Annotated in this window: 17 protein-coding genes and 2 pseudogenes; 5 read left to right on the top strand and 14 right to left on the bottom strand. The window is 67.2% G+C overall.

What is annotated here, in order from left to right:
* The first annotated feature begins 3 nt into the window (after positions 1–3).
* Positions 4–1,035 carry an IS110 family transposase gene (locus ACFQXB_RS19205; protein WP_377406838.1) on the top strand — a complete coding sequence of 344 codons (1,032 nt, stop codon included), beginning with the start codon at positions 4–6 and terminating at the stop codon, positions 1,033–1,035.
* Between the two features lie 242 nt (positions 1,036–1,277).
* Here ACFQXB_RS19205 and ACFQXB_RS19200 read toward each other — a convergent pair whose 3' ends face one another.
* The 3 genes and pseudogenes from ACFQXB_RS19200 to ACFQXB_RS19190 all read right to left on the bottom strand — a co-directional run bounded on the left by ACFQXB_RS19200 (position 1,278) and on the right by ACFQXB_RS19190 (position 3,538).
* Positions 1,278–1,727 carry an acyl-CoA transferase gene (locus ACFQXB_RS19200; RefSeq protein ID WP_377406837.1) on the bottom strand — a complete coding sequence of 150 codons (450 nt, stop codon included), beginning with the start codon at positions 1,725–1,727 and terminating at the stop codon, positions 1,278–1,280.
* Positions 1,728–1,860: 133 nt separating this feature from the next.
* Positions 1,861–2,316 (bottom strand): annotated as a pseudogene (locus ACFQXB_RS19195) (GNAT family N-acetyltransferase).
* Positions 2,317–2,674: 358 nt separating this feature from the next.
* The gene (locus ACFQXB_RS19190; RefSeq protein ID WP_377406836.1) at positions 2,675–3,538 is read right to left on the bottom strand and encodes a LysR family transcriptional regulator; all 864 of its coding nucleotides are present in this window, start codon (positions 3,536–3,538) and stop codon (positions 2,675–2,677) included.
* A 93-nt stretch (positions 3,539–3,631) separates the two neighbouring features.
* On the opposite strand from ACFQXB_RS19190, the gene ACFQXB_RS19185 reads away from it, so the two are divergent.
* On the top strand, positions 3,632–4,663 hold the full coding sequence (locus ACFQXB_RS19185; protein WP_377406835.1) for a permease: 1,032 nt from the start codon (positions 3,632–3,634) through the stop codon (positions 4,661–4,663).
* Positions 4,664–4,671: 8 nt separating this feature from the next.
* On the opposite strand, the gene ACFQXB_RS19180 is transcribed toward ACFQXB_RS19185, so the two are convergent.
* The 9 genes from ACFQXB_RS19180 to ACFQXB_RS19140 are packed head-to-tail and all read right to left on the bottom strand — an operon-like array spanning position 4,672 to position 13,446.
* The gene (locus ACFQXB_RS19180; protein ID WP_377406834.1) at positions 4,672–5,304 is read right to left on the bottom strand and encodes a DUF6441 family protein; all 633 of its coding nucleotides are present in this window, start codon (positions 5,302–5,304) and stop codon (positions 4,672–4,674) included.
* A 5-nt stretch (positions 5,305–5,309) separates the two neighbouring features.
* Positions 5,310–5,621 carry a head-tail joining protein gene (locus tag ACFQXB_RS19175; protein ID WP_377406833.1) on the bottom strand — a complete coding sequence of 104 codons (312 nt, stop codon included), beginning with the start codon at positions 5,619–5,621 and terminating at the stop codon, positions 5,310–5,312.
* Complete coding sequence (locus tag ACFQXB_RS19170) at positions 5,621–6,634, bottom strand: major capsid protein (RefSeq protein WP_377406832.1); 1,014 nt, start codon at positions 6,632–6,634, stop codon at positions 5,621–5,623. The genes ACFQXB_RS19175 and ACFQXB_RS19170 overlap by 1 nt, the downstream gene beginning before the upstream one ends.
* 25 nt (positions 6,635–6,659) lie before the next feature.
* Positions 6,660–7,025 (bottom strand): head decoration protein, encoded by a 366-nt coding sequence (locus ACFQXB_RS19165; RefSeq protein WP_377406831.1) that lies wholly within the window; start codon positions 7,023–7,025, stop codon positions 6,660–6,662.
* A gap of 4 nt (positions 7,026–7,029) precedes the next feature.
* Positions 7,030–7,992, bottom strand: a complete 963-nt coding sequence (locus ACFQXB_RS19160) for a head maturation protease, ClpP-related (RefSeq protein WP_377406830.1) — start codon at positions 7,990–7,992, stop codon at positions 7,030–7,032.
* Positions 7,993–8,041: 49 nt separating this feature from the next.
* The gene (locus ACFQXB_RS19155; RefSeq protein WP_377406829.1) at positions 8,042–9,562 is read right to left on the bottom strand and encodes a phage portal protein; all 1,521 of its coding nucleotides are present in this window, start codon (positions 9,560–9,562) and stop codon (positions 8,042–8,044) included.
* A gap of 4 nt (positions 9,563–9,566) precedes the next feature.
* Positions 9,567–9,782, bottom strand: coding sequence for a phage head-tail joining protein (locus ACFQXB_RS19150; RefSeq protein ID WP_377406828.1), 216 nt, complete (start codon positions 9,780–9,782; stop codon positions 9,567–9,569).
* Positions 9,783–9,785: 3 nt separating this feature from the next.
* Entirely contained in the window at positions 9,786–12,848 is a 3,063-nt protein-coding gene (locus ACFQXB_RS19145) for a terminase gpA endonuclease subunit (protein WP_377406864.1), read from the bottom strand.
* Positions 12,826–13,446 (bottom strand): hypothetical protein, encoded by a 621-nt coding sequence (locus tag ACFQXB_RS19140; protein ID WP_149077423.1) that lies wholly within the window; start codon positions 13,444–13,446, stop codon positions 12,826–12,828. Before ACFQXB_RS19140 ends, ACFQXB_RS19145 begins: the two co-directional genes overlap by 23 nt.
* 111 nt (positions 13,447–13,557) lie before the next feature.
* Between ACFQXB_RS19140 and ACFQXB_RS19135 the strand changes: the two genes are divergently transcribed.
* The 3 genes from ACFQXB_RS19135 to ACFQXB_RS19125 all read left to right on the top strand — a co-directional run bounded on the left by ACFQXB_RS19135 (position 13,558) and on the right by ACFQXB_RS19125 (position 15,373).
* Entirely contained in the window at positions 13,558–13,830 is a 273-nt protein-coding gene (locus ACFQXB_RS19135) for a hypothetical protein (protein ID WP_036751164.1), read from the top strand.
* 95 nt (positions 13,831–13,925) lie between these two features.
* Complete coding sequence (locus ACFQXB_RS19130; protein WP_377406827.1) at positions 13,926–14,498, top strand: DUF3489 domain-containing protein; 573 nt, start codon at positions 13,926–13,928, stop codon at positions 14,496–14,498.
* A gap of 206 nt (positions 14,499–14,704) precedes the next feature.
* On the top strand, positions 14,705–15,373 hold the full coding sequence (locus ACFQXB_RS19125) for a hypothetical protein (RefSeq protein ID WP_377406826.1): 669 nt from the start codon (positions 14,705–14,707) through the stop codon (positions 15,371–15,373).
* 42 nt (positions 15,374–15,415) lie between these two features.
* On the opposite strand, the gene ACFQXB_RS19120 is transcribed toward ACFQXB_RS19125, so the two are convergent.
* Together ACFQXB_RS19120 and ACFQXB_RS19115 are read right to left on the bottom strand one after the other, a co-directional pair.
* The gene (locus ACFQXB_RS19120) at positions 15,416–15,631 is read right to left on the bottom strand and encodes a DUF7220 family protein (protein ID WP_377406825.1); all 216 of its coding nucleotides are present in this window, start codon (positions 15,629–15,631) and stop codon (positions 15,416–15,418) included.
* Between the two features lie 145 nt (positions 15,632–15,776).
* Positions 15,777–15,848, bottom strand: a pseudogene (locus tag ACFQXB_RS19115) (SEC-C metal-binding domain-containing protein); the annotation flags it as partial.
* Positions 15,849–16,170: the final 322 nt, after the last annotated feature.

The following is a 16,170-nucleotide window of genomic DNA, read 5'->3' as shown; positions in this document are numbered from 1 at the left end:
ACCGTGACAAGAAATACAATGATCGGAGTCGATCTGGCAAAGAACAGTTTCCAGATTCACGCGGCGACAATGAATGGCGAGGTGAAGTTCCGCCGGAAGCTCACTCGCCCGCAATTCCTCTCCTTCATGGCCGCGCAGCCGCCGGCCGTCGTGGTGATGGAGGCCTGTGGTGGTGCCCATCACTGGGCGCGGGAACTTGCCCCGCTCGGCCACGACGTCCGCCTGATCGCCCCGGTATATGTCAAACCGTTCGTAAAGCGGCAGAAGAACGACGCGGCCGACGCCGAAGCCATCGTCGAAGCGGCACAACGTCCGGAGATGCGGTTCGTCGAGCCCAAGAGCGCCGAGAAACAGGCCCGCGCGCTCCTGTTCCGGACACGGGAGCAACTTGTCCATCAGCGCACAGAACTGGTGAACGCCCTGCGGTCCTACCTCTACGAATACGGCCACGTCTTGCCGATCGGTATAGCCAGCCTCCGGCGCATCGAGGCGATCATCGCGGACCCGGACAGTGATCTGCCGGATCTCGTCCGTGATATCTGCGGCGACCTACTCCAGCAGATCGTTGAGAAGACCTCACGCATCGACGCGCTCATGAAGCGCATCAAATCCACGGCTGAGGATACGGAAACTGCGCGGCGGCTGCAGACGATGCCCGGCGTCGGCCCCGTCACTGCTTTGGCCGTCGAAGCCTTTGCTCCGCCCTTGGAGAGCTTCAGGTGCGGGCGGGACTTCGCTGCGTGGCTTGGCCTGGTGCCCCGGCAGAACTCGACTGGCGGTAAGCAGCGCCTCGGACGAGTCACGAAGGCCGGCCAGGCCGATATCCGGCGCCTCCTGATCGTCGGGGCAATGTCACGCTTGACTTGGCTTGGCCGGAAATCGATCCGGGAGGGATCGTGGCTGGCGCGGATGCTACAGCGAAAGCCGAAGATGCTTGTGGCCATCGCGTTGGCGAACAAGATGGCTCGCGCAATCTGGGCCATGCTAACCCGTGGCGAGGACTACAGGGATCCGGTGTCGACCGCTGTCGCCTGAGAATTTCAGGCGGCACGCGGATCGGAACCGGTACGAAGGAGGTGCGAGAAGGCGACGACCAGCATGGGCAACATGATCGATGAGATCTGGATGGGGAAAACCAGCGATCCGCTCGGGGCCGACAGAGTTCTTAGCCGAGATTTGGACCCTGTCCGCAGATCACCATACCGGCCCGCGGCAGAAGGAAAGGCCGCAATGAAGAGGCCTGACAGAAGACCGCGCTCGATCACCTGTTCGTCTGTTCAACTTCCTCCTTGCATCTCGGGCGGCAACCACAGAAGCGGGTCGGCCGTGGAATAGTGCAGGACGACCGGGATCACGGCGCCCTTCAAGCTCGCCGCGCCCTCGACGGGCAGATCGACCGGGCGCGGGGCTTCGGCCTCGACCCAGTCGCAAAGCCCGCCCAGCGTCCGGTCGGCGGCGAGCGCCGTACCGATGCTGGCGGTCAGCGTGTCGAAGGCGGCGTCACGTGCAGCGCCCTGAACGACAGCCTCGATCTCGGCGCGGTGCTGGTAGTGATAGCGTAGCGGCGAGAGCGTGACCTCCGGGTCGCCTGGCTCGCCGTCGCGCAGGATCAGCAGGCCTTCGGCCGGGACGCGCTCGGGCAGCACCTCGCCGCGCAGGGCGGTGGCGGGCAGCGTCAAGAGCCGCGCGTGCAGCGCGGCGAGGATGGTTTCGCGAGGGGTGGGCATGACGGTTCGTTGGCCATTGCGCGACACAGTTGTCGAAGCTCTCACCCACTGGTCATTGCGTGGCAGATGACAGCACTGGGGGATTTGCCTTTTCGGCTTCCTACCAGAACGGAATGCAGCGCGACCTCAGCACCTATTCCTTTCGCCAGTCTCGGAGCCAAAGCTCCATAGGCGTGTATCGGATTCCATGCTCTGTCGTCGCGTTACCGGTCCGACGGAATCCCATCTTCTCGTAGGCTGACTCTGCGTAAGGTGACGAGTGGACGGTAACTCTTGACAATCCGGGGTTGACAGATTGAGCCTTCTTGATGGCACGAGCCAGCAACTCCTAGCCAATTCCTTGACCGCGCAGCGTGACGAACAGCAACGCTATTCGGTCCGGCGGCACGAATTCGAGTATGCCTACTAGCTTCCCCGACTGTTTGGCGACAATCACGAAGCCACCGGAACGGACCCGATCCGCCATCGCGGTTGCGTTTGCAAATTTGAAGAACTCCTCAACTCCCTCCGGCTCGTAATCCGGGGCTACAAGTTGATTGAAGACAAGTTCCACGACTTCACAAACAGCTTGTTCCTCGCCTGAGCGCATCTCTTCGAAGGTTATTGTCTCCATGGAGTTATTATCCTCTCTGCCGTCTCCACTCGAAACACATACTGGGACATATCGGAAGCTGCAAAGGGCCGATCTCGGACTGTCGCATTGACCTACCAAATCCCGATACGGTGCCGCCGCCCGTCGCCGGCGCTTTGGCACCCAGTTCGCCACGAAGAGCCCGGACACGCTGTCGAGCCCCCGTTTGGCGTCCCGGTCGAGGTCTGGCCGTTTCGACGTTCGACCTGCGGGACCAACAGCTTGCTTGGAATGGTAACCGGTTGCAGTTGGTGTCAGCGCCGAAAACCTTGCGTGCCGCGCAGCGAGGGCGGTTTCGCGAGAGGTGGGCACCTGTTCAGGAATGAGCGTTCTTCGGCTTTTCGTTCAGGGTGCGCCGGATTGCGTTGGAAAGCGCCTCCACGGCTGGACCGCGCGACTGCGGTGCCTTGTCGAGAACCAGGTAGGAAGGCCGCGGCGGTGCAATGTCCTTCAGTGCGATCAGGTCCGTGTCCCGGTCACCCTCGCTCAAGAGCGCGACAGCCATGCCGGACGCCACGGCGGCGCGCACGCCCGATGCGTTCTCGCTTGTGAACACCGTGCGATACGCACGACCTGCAGCCGAAAGATCGCTGAGCGCCACATCACGCCACCAGCAGGATCTGTCGAAGACGGCGACAGGCAGTGGGTCACGAGCAGCCACGTCATGTTTGCGTGACGCCATCCAGACGAGACGATCCGTGCGCATACGCTCCTGACCGGGGCCGATCTCCGGCATCTCGTAGACGGCCAGATCGAGCTGGCCCCGCTTAAGTGCGATGCCGAAGCCATCCCCGAGCGCACAGTGCACGTCCAGCTCCATCCGTGGATGGTCGCGACAGAAGGCGGCGAGGACGTCGGCGAGAGCCTCTCTCGCCACGTCTTCCGAGATCCCGATGCGAAGCCGACCGGCGAGTTCATCAGTGCGAAAGCCCGCCAATGCCGCGTCGAGCATGCCCGTTACCTGCCGCGCAACGGGAATGAGCCGCTCTCCGGCCGGCGTCGGCACGACGCCTCGACCATGTCTAGAGACGAGGGGCTCGCCGACCACGACCTCGAGCTGCTTGAGCTGGAGGCTCGTCGCCGATTGGGAGCGATGGATACGTTCCGCCCCGCGCGTGACGCTGCCGGCCTCCACTATGGCCAGAAAGGTTCTCAGAAGATCGCTGTCGAGATGGGGCATATGCTTTTCCGATGGCTGAATTCAAAACTACCCGTTTCTCAAATTCCTTGCCAGTTCCCATTCTGCTCGCAGTACCCGACTGGAGGAGCGCGCATGACCTTGATCGATGCCTATCGCATCACGCCGCTCTGGCTGCGGCTCGTATACCTCGCCCTCGTCGCGGTCATTGTTGCCGTCCTTGTGGCTGTGCCGGGTCATGCCCTGGCTGCAGCCCGTTTCGTTGTCTTTGGGCTCATCGATGTCACTCCGATCGTAATTCCCGGAATACTGCTCGCCGCATGGGTTACCGCGAGCGGGGCGAGTGATCGCGTGGCGGAAGTCATGCGAGGCCGCACGGTGCTTACAGTCGTCTTCGCGGCAGCAGTCGGCGCAGTTACGCCTGTTTGTGGTGTGACCGTTCTTCCGCTGATGGCAGGGCTGCTCGCCGCGGGTGTGCCACTGGCGCCCGTAATGGCGTTCTGGTTGTCCTCGCCTGTCACCGATCCGGCGATGCTGTCCCTCACTGCTGCGACCCTCGGTTGGGCGTTTGCCGTCGGAAAGACAATCGCGGCGGTAGGGCTGGGTCTCCTCGGCGGCTTCACCACGGCAATCCTGGACGGCTCGAGCTGGACGACGAGCCCGCTGCGCCAGAACCGTATCACTGGGTCGCTCGGGCGGGCCTGCGGGATGGAAAACGTCAACTTCCGAGCGGCGATCTGGGTGGAACCTGCCCGCCGCGCCCGTTTCGGGCGCGAAGCATGGTCGGTCACCCGGCTCATGCTGGTCGTGCTGATCCCTGCTTTCGCGGCAGAGTATGCGCTCAACGCTGCGCTCGCGCCCGACGCGCTGACGGCCTATGTCGGAGCTGAAAGCGTATTTGCCGTGCCGCTCGCCGTGCTCGTCGGTGCGCCAGCCTATATCGACGGCTACGCCGCCCTGCCGCTCACCCGCGCGCTCATGGATGCCGGCATGGCGCCAGGCGCCGCCATGGCCTTTCTTGTCTCCGGCGGCGTGGTCAGCATCTGGGGCGCCATGGCCATCGCGCCGGTGCTGCGTTTGCGGCCATTTGTCCTCTACCTGGCTTTGGCCGTCGTTGGTTCGATGCTGTCGGGATGGGCGTTCGGTGCTTGGATGGGTGCGTCCTGATCGACAGATCAAGTCATTCTCCCGCCCACCCAGTTCGCCACAATCAGCCCCGGCACACCGTCCAGCGCACGGTCTGCATCCCGCGCGAGGTCCAGCCGCTTCGGCAGCTTCACTTGCGGCACCAGCAGGAAGATCGGCACGGTGACCTTGCCGCGCCCGGTCTTCGAGCGCGACACTACCGCCTGGCCCTTCGTGTTCAGCCGACCCTCCGCCACCAGCAGGCTCGGCCCGCTGCGGCGATAGACGAAGCGGAGCCGCAGCCCCCGGCGGCGCTCCCATTCGCCGGGGGTGATCTTGCCGCCGCGCAGGCCGCGGCCGGCGGCTGCCGTCGGGATCGCGAGCCAGAACCCGTCCTTGGAGCGGATCAGCGGACCGGTGTCATGCGCGCCCACGATGACCGGCGCCTTGGACCAGACGAGCGCAGCGGCGTTCAGGCTCTCGCCAGCCTTCGGATAGGTCTGGCTCCGGATCGAGTTCGCGAGCCGCCGGCCGAGCCCCGCGCCGGTGATCTGGCCGCGCCATGCGGCCTTCAATCCCGTCCCGGCCTCGCGCATGGCGGCGGTGACGGCCTTCTCACCGGCCTTCACCTCGGCGGCCATGGCGGCGACGAGGTCCGGGGTGATGTCGAGCTTCAGCTTCATCGGTGTCAGGCCGGGCGCAGGTCCACGGTCCAGACCAGCCGCTCGCGATCGCGGACGGGCTCGCCCTGGATGAGGAAGGGCTCGCCGTCGATCTCGATGCGGTCGCCGGGCCGCGGGGTCGGCACCTCGGCGAGGCGCAGATCCAGCCGGGTGGTCTCCGACCAGATGCGCGCGTCGCCGAAGTTGGTGACGTCGTCGGGCCGGCGCAGGATCGCGCGGACCGGCGCGGGTGCGCCGCCTTCGGCGGTGTAGACGACGTCCCGCGCGAGATGCGCATCGGCGAAGAGCGCATCGAGGGCGGCTTTGAGGCCGGTCATCAGGTCCGCCGCGCCGAGCGCAGCACCTGCGGTCGGGTGCAGATCGGCAGCGGGTTGCTCTCGATCTCGAGCCGCACCCATTCGTCGCGATCCCGGTCGGGGATCGTCCGGGCATAGAGCGGCTGGCCCAGCGTGTTGACCGTCTCGAAGGTGTCGGCGGGGGCGTAGTAGATCTCGAACAGCCCCTCGATGCCTTCGGGATAGAAGAACGCCTTGTCGGTCGGGACCGTGAAGCCGACACCGCCCCGGTAGCGGCGGAAGGTGATCCCGCCGAAGCTGACCTCATCCGCCACGCGACCGCGCAGATCGGCCGCGGCGGCAGTGTTGAGGTAGGTCTCCCGTACCTCCTTGTGGGCCACGAGATCGGCGAAGAAGGCCGAGCCGCATTCGGCACGCACCTGCACGGCGCCGGCCGAGAGCCCGCCCATGGAGTCCTCGACGCTCTCGATCAGCGCCTGGCAGCGCTTCCGCAACGCCCCGGAGGCCGGGCTCGCATTGTCGAGGTCGAAGTCGATCTCGGCCGCCGGCGTGATGCCGAACTCGGTGAAGTAGTTCACCACCGTCGCGTGGTCCTTCGGGTCCTTCACCAGCCCCTGGATGCCGTTCAGGAGGTGGTATTCGAAGGTGGTCTCGGCGTCCTGGCGGAGCTTACGCAGCCGGTACGCGACTTCGGTCTGCACTTGCTGGGTCGCGCTCTCCGAGCCGAAGTCGCGGACGGACTGGATCTCGGAGGCCCAGAGCACGTCCTGCTTCTTGAACTGGCGGCAGACGAAGGCGCGCATCTCGCGGCGGTCGGGCACCTGCTGCTCGTAGGCCGAACCGCGCTCGGAGAACGGGATCAGCGACAGGGTCCCGTCGCGACTCTCGATCACCACGGTACGGGAGCGCACGCCACGCGGGCTGAAGAGGGCCGAGCCCGAGAGCAGCGCGGGCTTGAAGGGGATGTTCTCGAGCGCGCGGGTGAGTTCGACGATGGTGAAGGCATCGCCTTCGAAGATGTCCATGGTGGCCATGAGGATGCCTCCTGTCGGGATTGGGTCAGCGGACGAGGATGCCGGCGGCGAGGAGCGCGGCGTGCGCAGCCGCGATCTCGCCCTCGCTGGGCGTGCCTGCGAAGACGAGGTCGTGGCGATTGACGATGGCGGGACCGCGGACGACCGCGACGGCGGGCGCGTCGCCGGTGCTCGCATCCGCCTTGCCCCAGAGCACCGCGACGGCGGTCTCGGTGCCGTCGACGGCGGCCGGGTCGTGGGCGGCGTACTTGCCCGACGCGGTGATCTTGCCCAGCACGGTGCCGGGCTCGAGCGTGCCGGCGGCGACGGTGATCGTCTCGCGGGTGTAGTCGCGGAAGGCTTCCCAGACGAGGAAGCCGCCGGGGTGCGTGCCTTCGACGAGCGTGGTCATGGTGTCATCCTTTCAGCTTGAAGGTGCGGGCGACGATCTCGCCCCAGGGGCGCGCGGCCGAGGACCGGCCGGGCTGCGGGTGATGGGGCGCGATCTCGGCCTCGGCTTCGGCCTTCGCGGCCAGGAGTGCCGCGCGCACCGCGTCGAGGCTCGCGTCCTCTTCGAGGAAGCGGCCGGCCATCTGCGGCTGACCCGCGAGGCGGCAGAGATCGACCACGGCCCGGGCGTGGCCGAAGGCCTCTGCCCGGATCGCGGCGGGGTCCGGCGGCGCACCGCTGGGCGGCGGCGTCTCGGCCGGCGGCTGAGCGGTGTCGGCGGCGGCGGCCTGCTCGTCTTCGGCGTCCTCGACCTGATCCGTTTCGTCGGTGACCTCAGTGCCGGCACCGTCGGTCTCGTTGTCGGGCTCCGGCTCGACCCCGACCGCTTCGACCAGGACAGGCGGCGCGTTGCGGAAGCGCCCGATGTCGAAGCGTGCGGCGATGCGGACGGGCTCGATCAGCCGGTCGGCGAAGCCCTGCGCCACGGCGTCCGACGCGTCGAACCATGTCTCGGCGGCCATGAGCGCGGAGACCTCCTCCGGCGTCCGGCCGGATTTCGCGGCGTAGCCGGAGACGAGGCTGCCCTTCACCTTGTCGAGCGCCTCGGCCATGGACCGCATGTCCTCGGCCGTGCCCATCACGAGACCGGACGGATCGTGGATCATCAGGAAGGCGTTCTCGGGCATGACGATCTCGTCGCCCGCCATGGCAATGTAGGAGGCAGCCGAGGCGGCGATGCCGTCGATCCAGACCGTGACCGTGCCCTCGTGGCGCTTGATCGCGTTGTGGATCGCGACCGCCTCGAAGACCGAGCCGCCCGGGCTGTTCAGCCGCAGATCGACGGGCGTGCCCTCGGGCAGCGCGCCGAGTTCGGCCAGAAAGCCCTTCGCAGAGACCCCGTAGGCGCCGATCTCGTCATAGATCGCCACTTCCGCACCCGTCCCCTGGGCGCGGATCGCATACCAGCTTGCCATGTCGTCACTCCTGTTCGGTGGCCGGATCGGTCGCCACGGCGCCGTCGTCCGTGTCGTTGCCAGCGCCCTCGCCGGCGTCGGGCCGCGTCGCCGGCGTCGCCCGCGCGCCTTGCGTCTCGCCCGGGCTGGTGCGGTAGCGCAGGCCGAGACCTGTCGCGCGCGCGGCGTCGGCGGCGTTCTCGCGGTCCACTTCCTCGACGTCGTAACCGGTCGCCTCGACCACCTTGCGCCGCGAGGTGATGCCGGCCTCCATCGCCAGCACCTGCGCCTGGATGTCCTTCAGCGGATCGACCCAGTCCCAGCGCGGCGGGATCCATTGCACCGGCCGCACCGCCGCATGATCGGCATCGAGCGCGCCCGACAGTACCGCCGTCTCCAGCCAGCGCCGCCAGACCGCCCGGCAGAGCTGGTGCACGATCACGCCGTGCTGCAGTTGGCCGATGCGGCGGCGGAACTCGACGAGTTCGGCGCGCAGGGACGAGTAGTTCGCCTGCCGCACATCGCCGGTGACGAGGTGATACGGCAGCCCCAGCGAGGCTGAGACCGCCAGCAGCGTGCGGTACTGGAACGCCTCGTAGCCGCCGCCGACATCGGCAGGAGACGAGAACTTCACGTCCTCGCCCGGCAGCAGCACCTGCATCGTGCCGGGCTCGAGGCTCGCGATGGCGGCGCCGTCGAGATCCGCCTCGGCCTCTCCCATCATGGGCTCTTCTGGCGCGGTCTTGGTGATGAAGCCCGCGAACATCGCCGCGGTCTTTTTCCTGTCGAGCTCGGCGTCGTCGTACTGGTCGAGCAGGAACAGCCGCACCATCGCCGGTGCGATGTGCGGCAGGCCCCGGATCTGGCCCGCGTCGATGGGGCGGTAGATGTGCAGCACGTCGGCCGCCGGCAAGCGCACCGTCTCCGGGATGACCGCCCCCTGGTCGGTGCTGTCACCGGGGTGGCGTCGGCGGAAGTGATAGGCCACGCGCCGTCCGATCCCGTCGAACTCGATCCCGCAGCGGATGCGGTTGCCGTTTCCCGCGGTCTCCGTCTTCTCGAAGGGCAGCATTTCCGACTGGAGAAGCTGCAGCTGGAGCGGGACCAGCAGACCGTCCTCGGTCCGGCGCGGGCGCAGCCGGACGAAGCACTCGCCCGCGACGAACATCTCCCGCGCGACCATGGCCTGCAGGCCGTAGAAGTCGGTCAGCCCGTCCGCATCCGCCTCGTCGGTCCAGGCGAGCCAGAGCCGCTGCACCCGGTCGCGCAGGCCGGCGTCTCCGATGAGCGACGAGGGCTTGATGCCATCGCCGACAAGGTTGGCCGCGAAGGCTTCGCAGGCGTTGGCGGCATAGCCGTTCGTCACGACCAGTTCGCGGGACCGCGCGAGCAGCCGCGGACCGCCGGAGGCGACCAGCGTGTTGATGTTCTCTAAGGGCGGGTTCCAGCCACGGAGCCGGCGTTTCGCCATGGCGCCTTCGAGACGGGCGCGCACGGCAGCGGGGCCGCCGGTCGAGCGGCGGCGGAAACGGTCGAAGAGGCGCATGGGTTCAGAGAGCCTTCGCCGTCGTTACGCGCACTTGCCGGACAATCCGACGCCCCTCGGCCGCGGCGATCTCGCGGTCCAGTGCCTCGATGGCCCGATCGATCTCGGCGACGCTGCGATAGTCCACGGTCTTGCCGTCATAGCTGACCCGCGCGACGCCCGAGGATCGCTGCGCGGTCAGCGCGTCGCGGCGGTCGCGGAGTTCAGCGGCCGTGGCCATGGATCACCTCATGTAGCTTGAGCGCACCGTGCGCCGGCGCGGCATCGTTCGTGTCGGGACGGACGGCGGCGTTGCCGCGCCGTCCGTTGGCCCGTCCTGCTTCGCCACCCCGAGCTGGGCCTCCAGATCGGCCCATCGCGCCTCGGGCCAGCGATCGGCGCCCGCGATCCACGCCGCCGCGCGGGCATAGACCCGTGTGTCCAGCGCCTCGTTGCGCTCGCGGAGCTTCTGCCATTCGAGCCGCGCGAAGCCGCGTTTCGTGCGGACCGTCACCAGCTGCTCGGCAGTCAGCTGCTTCAGCCATTCGCCGTCCGCCCAGTCCGGCAGGTGGATCGTGCCGGGCGGGCACAGCGCGCCCGCCGCCTGTTCTTCCTTCGTCGGCCGGTCCTGCCGCAGGAAGCGATAGGTCTCGGCCTTGAAGGTCGAGGTGGCCACGGTCCAGAGCCGGGCCCCGCGCCGGAGCCGCTTGCCGGCGACGGTGGCATCGACATAGGTCGGCCCAGTCACCGGGCTCGTGCGGGTGAACCCTTCGACGCCCTTCACCGGCGCCACCTGCGCGAACCCCACCTGGCGCGACCACGCGTAGACCGCGCTCGTCTCGTAGCCCGTGTCGATCGCGAGCCGGGCGAGCGTCATCCGCTGACCCGAAGCATGCGTCCATGTCCGCCCGAGCAAATCGGTCAGCCGCTGCCAGCAGGCCGGATCGCCGGGGCCGCCCTCGAGTAAGAGGTGATCGACAAGCCAGCTTTCCAGACCCCGACCCCAGGCCCAGAGGTCGACCTCGATCCGGTCCTTCTGCACGTCGGCGCCCGCGGTCAGGAACAGCCCTCGCTCGGGCACCGTGCCCGGGGGCCATGCCTCGCGCCGGTCCGCCAGCCGCTGCCAGTCGGGCGCCTCACCGGTTTCCATCCACGTCTCGCCAAGGATGGTGTTTCGGAACGCCCGCATCGCCTCGTCGCTGCCCCGTGCCGCCTCATGCGCCCGCGCAATCCGCTGCCAGCTGAGCCAGCCCACCGGCGAGTAGAGCGCCGAGAGGTGGTAGCCGACCGTCGTGGGATCGGTAGCCGTTGCCGTCGCGCGCCACTCGCCGCGCTCGAGCATCCGCGTCTTGTGGTGCTCGGCGATGGACCGCTCGCAGCCCTCACAGTGGTATTCCGCCGTCTCCGGCCGGCCCTTCTCCCAGCGCAGCCGCTCGAACTTGAGCCATTGCATCTCCCCGCACTGCGGGCAGGGCACGTGGAACCGACGCTGGTCGCTGGCCTCGTATTCCCGTTCGATCCGGCTCAGCCCCCGGATGGTGGGCGTCGAGACCAGCAGCACCTTGCGCCGGTGGGCGAAGGTCAGCGACCGGGCCTCGGCCAGCGTCACCGGATCGCCTTCCTCGTCGGCAGACGCGGGATACGCGTCGACCTCGTCGAGGAAGATGTAACGCGCCGGGGTGGACCGCAGCCCCACCGCCGAGTTCGCCCCGGTCATGATCAGGATGCCGCCCGCGAACTCCTTCGAAAGCATCGTGTTGCCCGCGTCGCGGGACCGGGCCGGTTTGACCCGCTCCCGCAGCTCGGGGCTCTCGTCGATCAGCGGGTCGATGCGCTGGCGCGAGTTCCGCTTGGCCAGTTCCACCGTCGGCTGGACCGCGAGCATCGGCCCCGGCGCCTGGTGGATGACGAAGCCGATCCAGTTGTTGCCCGCCTCGGTGTTGTGCGTCGGGATCCAGCCCTTCCCGCACAGAAAAAGGTGGCTCGGCGAGTCCACTTCGATGCAGCGCACCGGCACGCTCGGCACAGGCCGGATCGCGACGATACGCCGGCGACGGCTTTTCCACGGCCGCCCGGACTCGATCGAGCGCATCCGGGCCCGCTTGCGCGAGAGCCGGAACATCGGCTCCTCGGCATAGGCCGTCCACGACACGCGCCAGTACTCGGCGGACGTCGTCGCGCGGCCGTCCCGCCCGAAGACCTTCCGGCGCGACCGCCCATGATAGATCGCGGGCTTGTAGCCGAGCCCGCGGAGCAGATCGACCATCGCATCGACGAGCCCCCGGTCGGCGTTCGAGAACTCGCAGCGCTTGCCGTCAGGTGTGATCGTGCCGTCGGAGTCCATCAGCCCGCGCACGAGTTCGAGCCGCTGCCATCGGCTCGCCCGCATGTAGGCGAGCGGCACGTGCTTGTTGTCGAGCACGTCCAGCTGCCTCAGCCGCGTCACGAAGCGCGACCGGAAGCAGTCCGCGAGCGAGGCGCCGTCCTCTCGGCGCATCCGGAACGTCGGGTCGATCACCACATTGGCAAGCCTGCCCTTGCGCCAGTGCGGCAGCCGGAACTCGGCCTCGACGCCGCAGGCGCGGAGGTGACCGACGATCTCGGCGTCCTCCTCGTGCAGCGAGATGTGGTTCATGATCGACGAGCCGTCTCCGAGCCAGAGCCCGAGGACGTAGGGGTGCAGGATCAGGTCCTGGTCCGGCATGTCGACCGGATCGCAGCAGTCGATGGCATAGCGCCTCCGCCTGGCCCCTGCGCCGATGATCGCCCGCCCGGCCATCTCCGCCGTGGTGAGCGTGCGCGCGGCGGGCCGGTCGTTCGTGAAGTCCCAGACCGGCCAGCGATGCTCGCCGTCCGCGACGATATGTTCCCCGTCGTCGAATGCCACCTCGAAGCAGGGCCGATCGTCGAACACCGGCGACAGGCCGGTGACTCGGCAGATGCGCCCGCGCTCGTCGTAGAGCAGATCGCCCTCGGCGATCTCGCCCATGGTCGTCCAGCCGAAGGGCGTCGGCACCGGGGTGTCGAGCGCGAGCGGCGCGCCGACCTGCGCGGCTTTCATGAACACGACCCGCTGGGCCGGGTCGCCCGGGCTCAGCCGGTCCATGATCTCCCGCATGTAGGGCGTGCGCGCAGAGCGATAGCGGCCGGGTTCCGCCGAGGCCCGCGAACCCAGCCGCCGATGCCGGTCCGCCCATTGCGAAACCGTCAGGTCCGGATCGGGACGGATGCCGCTGCGCCATGCCCGAAGAAGTCCCTCCGCTCCGTCGAAGTCGACCGCACTCTCATCCGAGCCTCGGCCGGACATCGGCGAGGCTGTCGAGCTGGGCGCGGACATGGGTTTCGAGCAGTCTCTGGATCAGCGCGGTCGTCACCGCCGGTTCTGAGGCGCCGCTCTTGGCGGTATCCTGGTGTTCGAGCGCGGTATTGAGTTCCGACGCCATCTGCGCGGCTACGCGCGCAGGCCAGGTCACCCATGCGTCGCGTTCCTCGCGCGCGAGGCGGAACACGAGCATCTCGGCACGATTGCGATCGACGAGCTCGCCCTTCTGTTTCTGGAGCCGCAGCTTGCGCTCCTGAGCTTTCATCACCTCGTTGGCGGTTTTCGCCTTCATGAACGTTGCGCCGTCGCCGACATCCGGGACGGTGACGCCGTTCTCGCGAAGCGTCTCGCCGACGGCTGCGATGGCCGCCGCCGGGACCGGCTTCATGCCGGCTGGGCGGCTCGCCGACTTCGGTCTGCTCTTCGACGGGTCCGTCGTCTCGGCCCGCCGCTTGTCGGAGGCTGCGGCGTCGATGCTGCCGTCTTCGTGCAGGACGAGCCGGCCGGCGGTCTTCGCCTTCTGGATCGCGCCCCGCGACAGCCCGACATGCGCGGCGTACTGGCGCTCGCTCATGCCCCGCATCGACGGCTCCGATTATCATTCGAAATCATGTGCTTATAGAGTTGATAAGCGCGGCGGACAGAGGGAACGTCACTTCAACGAAGCGATGCAACTCACCAAGGAGCCACCACGATGACCACCCGCCTGAACCCGATCACCACCCCGCGCCACGAACTCCGCGCCGAGAAGGCGCGCCGAAACAAGGAAGCCGCGCTCGCCGCTTTTATCGGCAAGAAGGCCGAGATCGACGAGATGCTCGCGCGCCTGCAGGCGCTCAGCGACGACCATTTCAACTGCGCCCCCGACGAGGCGGGCTGGGCCATGGTCGGCACTCTCGAACACTACGCCAGCCTCCTGAAGCGCATCACCGACAGCGCTTTCGGCGAAGGCGAACACGCCCGCTGATCTCCGGCCCAGCCGGAACTCCTGCCGCGCGCCCTGCGCGGCTCGGGGTCGTAGAAGGCGCCGCACGACGCGGGCCCGAATACGGAGACGACCCCATGACCAAGCTTTCCGACACCCAAGCCATCATTCTCAGCGCCGCCGCACAGCGCGAGAACCGCATCGCCCTGCCGCTGCCTGAAAGCCTGCGCGGCGGCGCCGCCGCCAAGGTGGTCGGCGCGATGCTCGCCAAGGGCTTCCTCGAAGAGGTCGACGCCGACACGCGCAAGGGCGAGCCCTTCTGGCGCGAGACGGGCGACGGCCACGGCGTCACGCTGGTCGCCACCGACGCAGGCCTCTCCGCCATCGGGATCGAGCCCGAGGACGCGAACACCGCGCCTGCGGGCGCGACCGACGCGCCGACCAAGGAGCCCGCGCCGGACACCCCCACCGAACCGAAGGCCGCGCCCAAGACGCGCACACCGCGCGAGGGAACGAAGCAGGCCACGCTGATTGCAATGCTGCGCGCGCCGGACGGCGCGACCATCGAGGAGATCGTCGCGGCCTTGGACTGGAGACCGCACACGGTGCGCGGCGCGATGGCCGGGGCGCTGAAGAAGAAACTCGGGCTCGAAGTGACCTCGGAGAAGGTCGAGGGGCGCGGGCGGGTCTATAGCTTGCTGGGCAACTGACGCAGCGCCGAACGCCGGTCTCTATGCCGCCGTCCCGCGTGGGGCGGCGGCTTCTTTGTGTAGCGTCGCCTCCGGCCAGCGTGAAACGACGGGCTTCACGCACGATAGTCATATCTCTCGCGTGATAATCATACTTCACGCACGATATTGCATTTTCATGCGCCGCCCCTATCTTTCGTGTGAAGCGGGATGAAAGGCAGACACCTATGGCATTTCGAGCAGACGAGGCGGCACAGGACGGCTTCGAGCGGGCGCGACGGATCTTGGTCCTGACGCCCGGGGTCGAAGCCGACCAGCGAGAGAAGGCGGACGGCGCGCTGCAGGACCTGATCGACGCGCATGGTCCGGTTGTGCGCGGGTATCCAACGTGGCATCCCTTGGTGCCTCAGGAAAATCCCCAGATGCCGGTGACGGACCCCAGCGACCGTTGCGGTTATCAAGGTCTGGACCACACGATCTATTTCGCACACGCGTTCGTTTCGTGCCCCTACGGAGATGGCTCAAAGATCATCGAGTCTGTCGAAGCGATGGAGCCCCATCCCTGCGCCACGATTACCGCCGAGCGGCTGGACGTTCCCTTTTACAATTCGGGTACTAAGCCGATCCTCGTTCGCTGCGACTGGCACGAAGCTTTTCCCGAGCGCCACATGGTGCCCAAGAAGCTCGCCGTGCCGCTGATGATTCAGCAAGAGATGCGCATGTGGCACCGCGCTGAAGTCGGCGAGCGGTGGGATACGATGCGTCCCTACCTGCTCGGTGATCCCCATGGGTCGCGCTCATCGCTGTTCGTCAATCAGGAGACGGCGATGGCGATGAAGCGCGTCTACATGGCTATGGTGGAGTCCGGCATGTTCGGGCCGCTGCGAATGGACTGACGCGTCGTTCATCATCGCAGTCCGCGCGGTCGATGTTCGGGGCTATCGCACCCGTATTGCCTCGAACAGCCGCCGCAGGACGTAAGACCGCGCAATGCTGACCACCGTGAACACCGCGCCCATTTTCAGGTTCTGCGCCAGCGTCGTGTGCAGCCCGAAGATTGGGAAGACGAGGATCTGCGTAACGACAGCGAAGCCGTAGCCTATCGCGACATTGACAACGGCCTCGACCAGCGACATGGCCCGGCTCTGCTTCATCGCCCACCCTCAACCATCGGCCCGCAGTTCAACTGCGAGACTTCGGAGCGCATGCGCCGCGACCCGCGGGACCACTCCGTTGCCACAAAGCCGAAGCCAATCCACCCGTTGGCCAGCCAATCAGCGCCTCGGCAAGGCCGAAAAATCAGGCTAAGCGGCCGTGACAGTGCTTGAATTTTTTCCCGGATCCGCATGGACACGGGTCGTTTCGGCTTGGTCCGATTGGCTCAAGACGCATACCTTTGTTTTCGATCCGAGCCGGGGCATTGATGTTACCTTGGTCCTGAACCGCAAACGACCCGTATTTCGTTACGTGTGAAGTCTTAGCGCCGACACGACTGCGCTTTCCAAGGGCGATCGATCGCGTGCCAATGGCAAGTGGTTCTTCAGAACCCAATGAAGCTTCAATCTCGGGAAGCAAGGTGAGAGCTTCTCGACGAGCTGAACCGCGCCGGGTTTGCCGGAGGCTCCAACTCTTGAGTAGGATGGAGCATCATGAGCAAGACCACGAACAAGTATTCCCCTGAGGTGCGCGAGCG

It is taken from the genome of Halodurantibacterium daqingense (assembly GCF_042666235.1).
In the GTDB taxonomy this organism is placed as follows: Bacteria; Pseudomonadota; Alphaproteobacteria; order Rhodobacterales; family Rhodobacteraceae; genus Halodurantibacterium; species Halodurantibacterium daqingensis.
This window is presented reverse-complemented; position numbering and strand designations above follow the sequence as displayed.

Coding starts and splice junctions, on each gene's coding strand:
- ACFQXB_RS19200 (WP_377406837.1), bottom strand. CDS start 1,727: ATGCCCACCCCTCGCGAAACCATCCTCGCCGCGCTGCACGCGCGGCTC.
- ACFQXB_RS19190 (WP_377406836.1), bottom strand. CDS start 3,538: ATGCCCCATCTCGACAGCGATCTTCTGAGAACCTTTCTGGCCATAGTG.
- ACFQXB_RS19185 (WP_377406835.1), top strand. CDS start 3,632: ATGACCTTGATCGATGCCTATCGCATCACGCCGCTCTGGCTGCGGCTC.
- ACFQXB_RS19180 (WP_377406834.1), bottom strand. CDS start 5,304: ATGAAGCTGAAGCTCGACATCACCCCGGACCTCGTCGCCGCCATGGCC.
- ACFQXB_RS19175 (WP_377406833.1), bottom strand. CDS start 5,621: ATGACCGGCCTCAAAGCCGCCCTCGATGCGCTCTTCGCCGATGCGCAT.
- ACFQXB_RS19170 (WP_377406832.1), bottom strand. CDS start 6,634: ATGGCCACCATGGACATCTTCGAAGGCGATGCCTTCACCATCGTCGAA.
- ACFQXB_RS19165 (WP_377406831.1), bottom strand. CDS start 7,025: ATGACCACGCTCGTCGAAGGCACGCACCCCGGCGGCTTCCTCGTCTGG.
- ACFQXB_RS19155 (WP_377406829.1), bottom strand. CDS start 9,562: ATGCGCCTCTTCGACCGTTTCCGCCGCCGCTCGACCGGCGGCCCCGCT.
- ACFQXB_RS19150 (WP_377406828.1), bottom strand. CDS start 9,782: ATGGCCACGGCCGCTGAACTCCGCGACCGCCGCGACGCGCTGACCGCG.
- ACFQXB_RS19145 (WP_377406864.1), bottom strand. CDS start 12,848: ATGTCCGGCCGAGGCTCGGATGAGAGTGCGGTCGACTTCGACGGAGCG.
- ACFQXB_RS19140 (WP_149077423.1), bottom strand. CDS start 13,446: ATGCGGGGCATGAGCGAGCGCCAGTACGCCGCGCATGTCGGGCTGTCG.
- ACFQXB_RS19135 (WP_036751164.1), top strand. CDS start 13,558: ATGACCACCCGCCTGAACCCGATCACCACCCCGCGCCACGAACTCCGC.
- ACFQXB_RS19130 (WP_377406827.1), top strand. CDS start 13,926: ATGACCAAGCTTTCCGACACCCAAGCCATCATTCTCAGCGCCGCCGCA.
- ACFQXB_RS19125 (WP_377406826.1), top strand. CDS start 14,705: ATGGCATTTCGAGCAGACGAGGCGGCACAGGACGGCTTCGAGCGGGCG.
- ACFQXB_RS19120 (WP_377406825.1), bottom strand. CDS start 15,631: ATGAAGCAGAGCCGGGCCATGTCGCTGGTCGAGGCCGTTGTCAATGTC.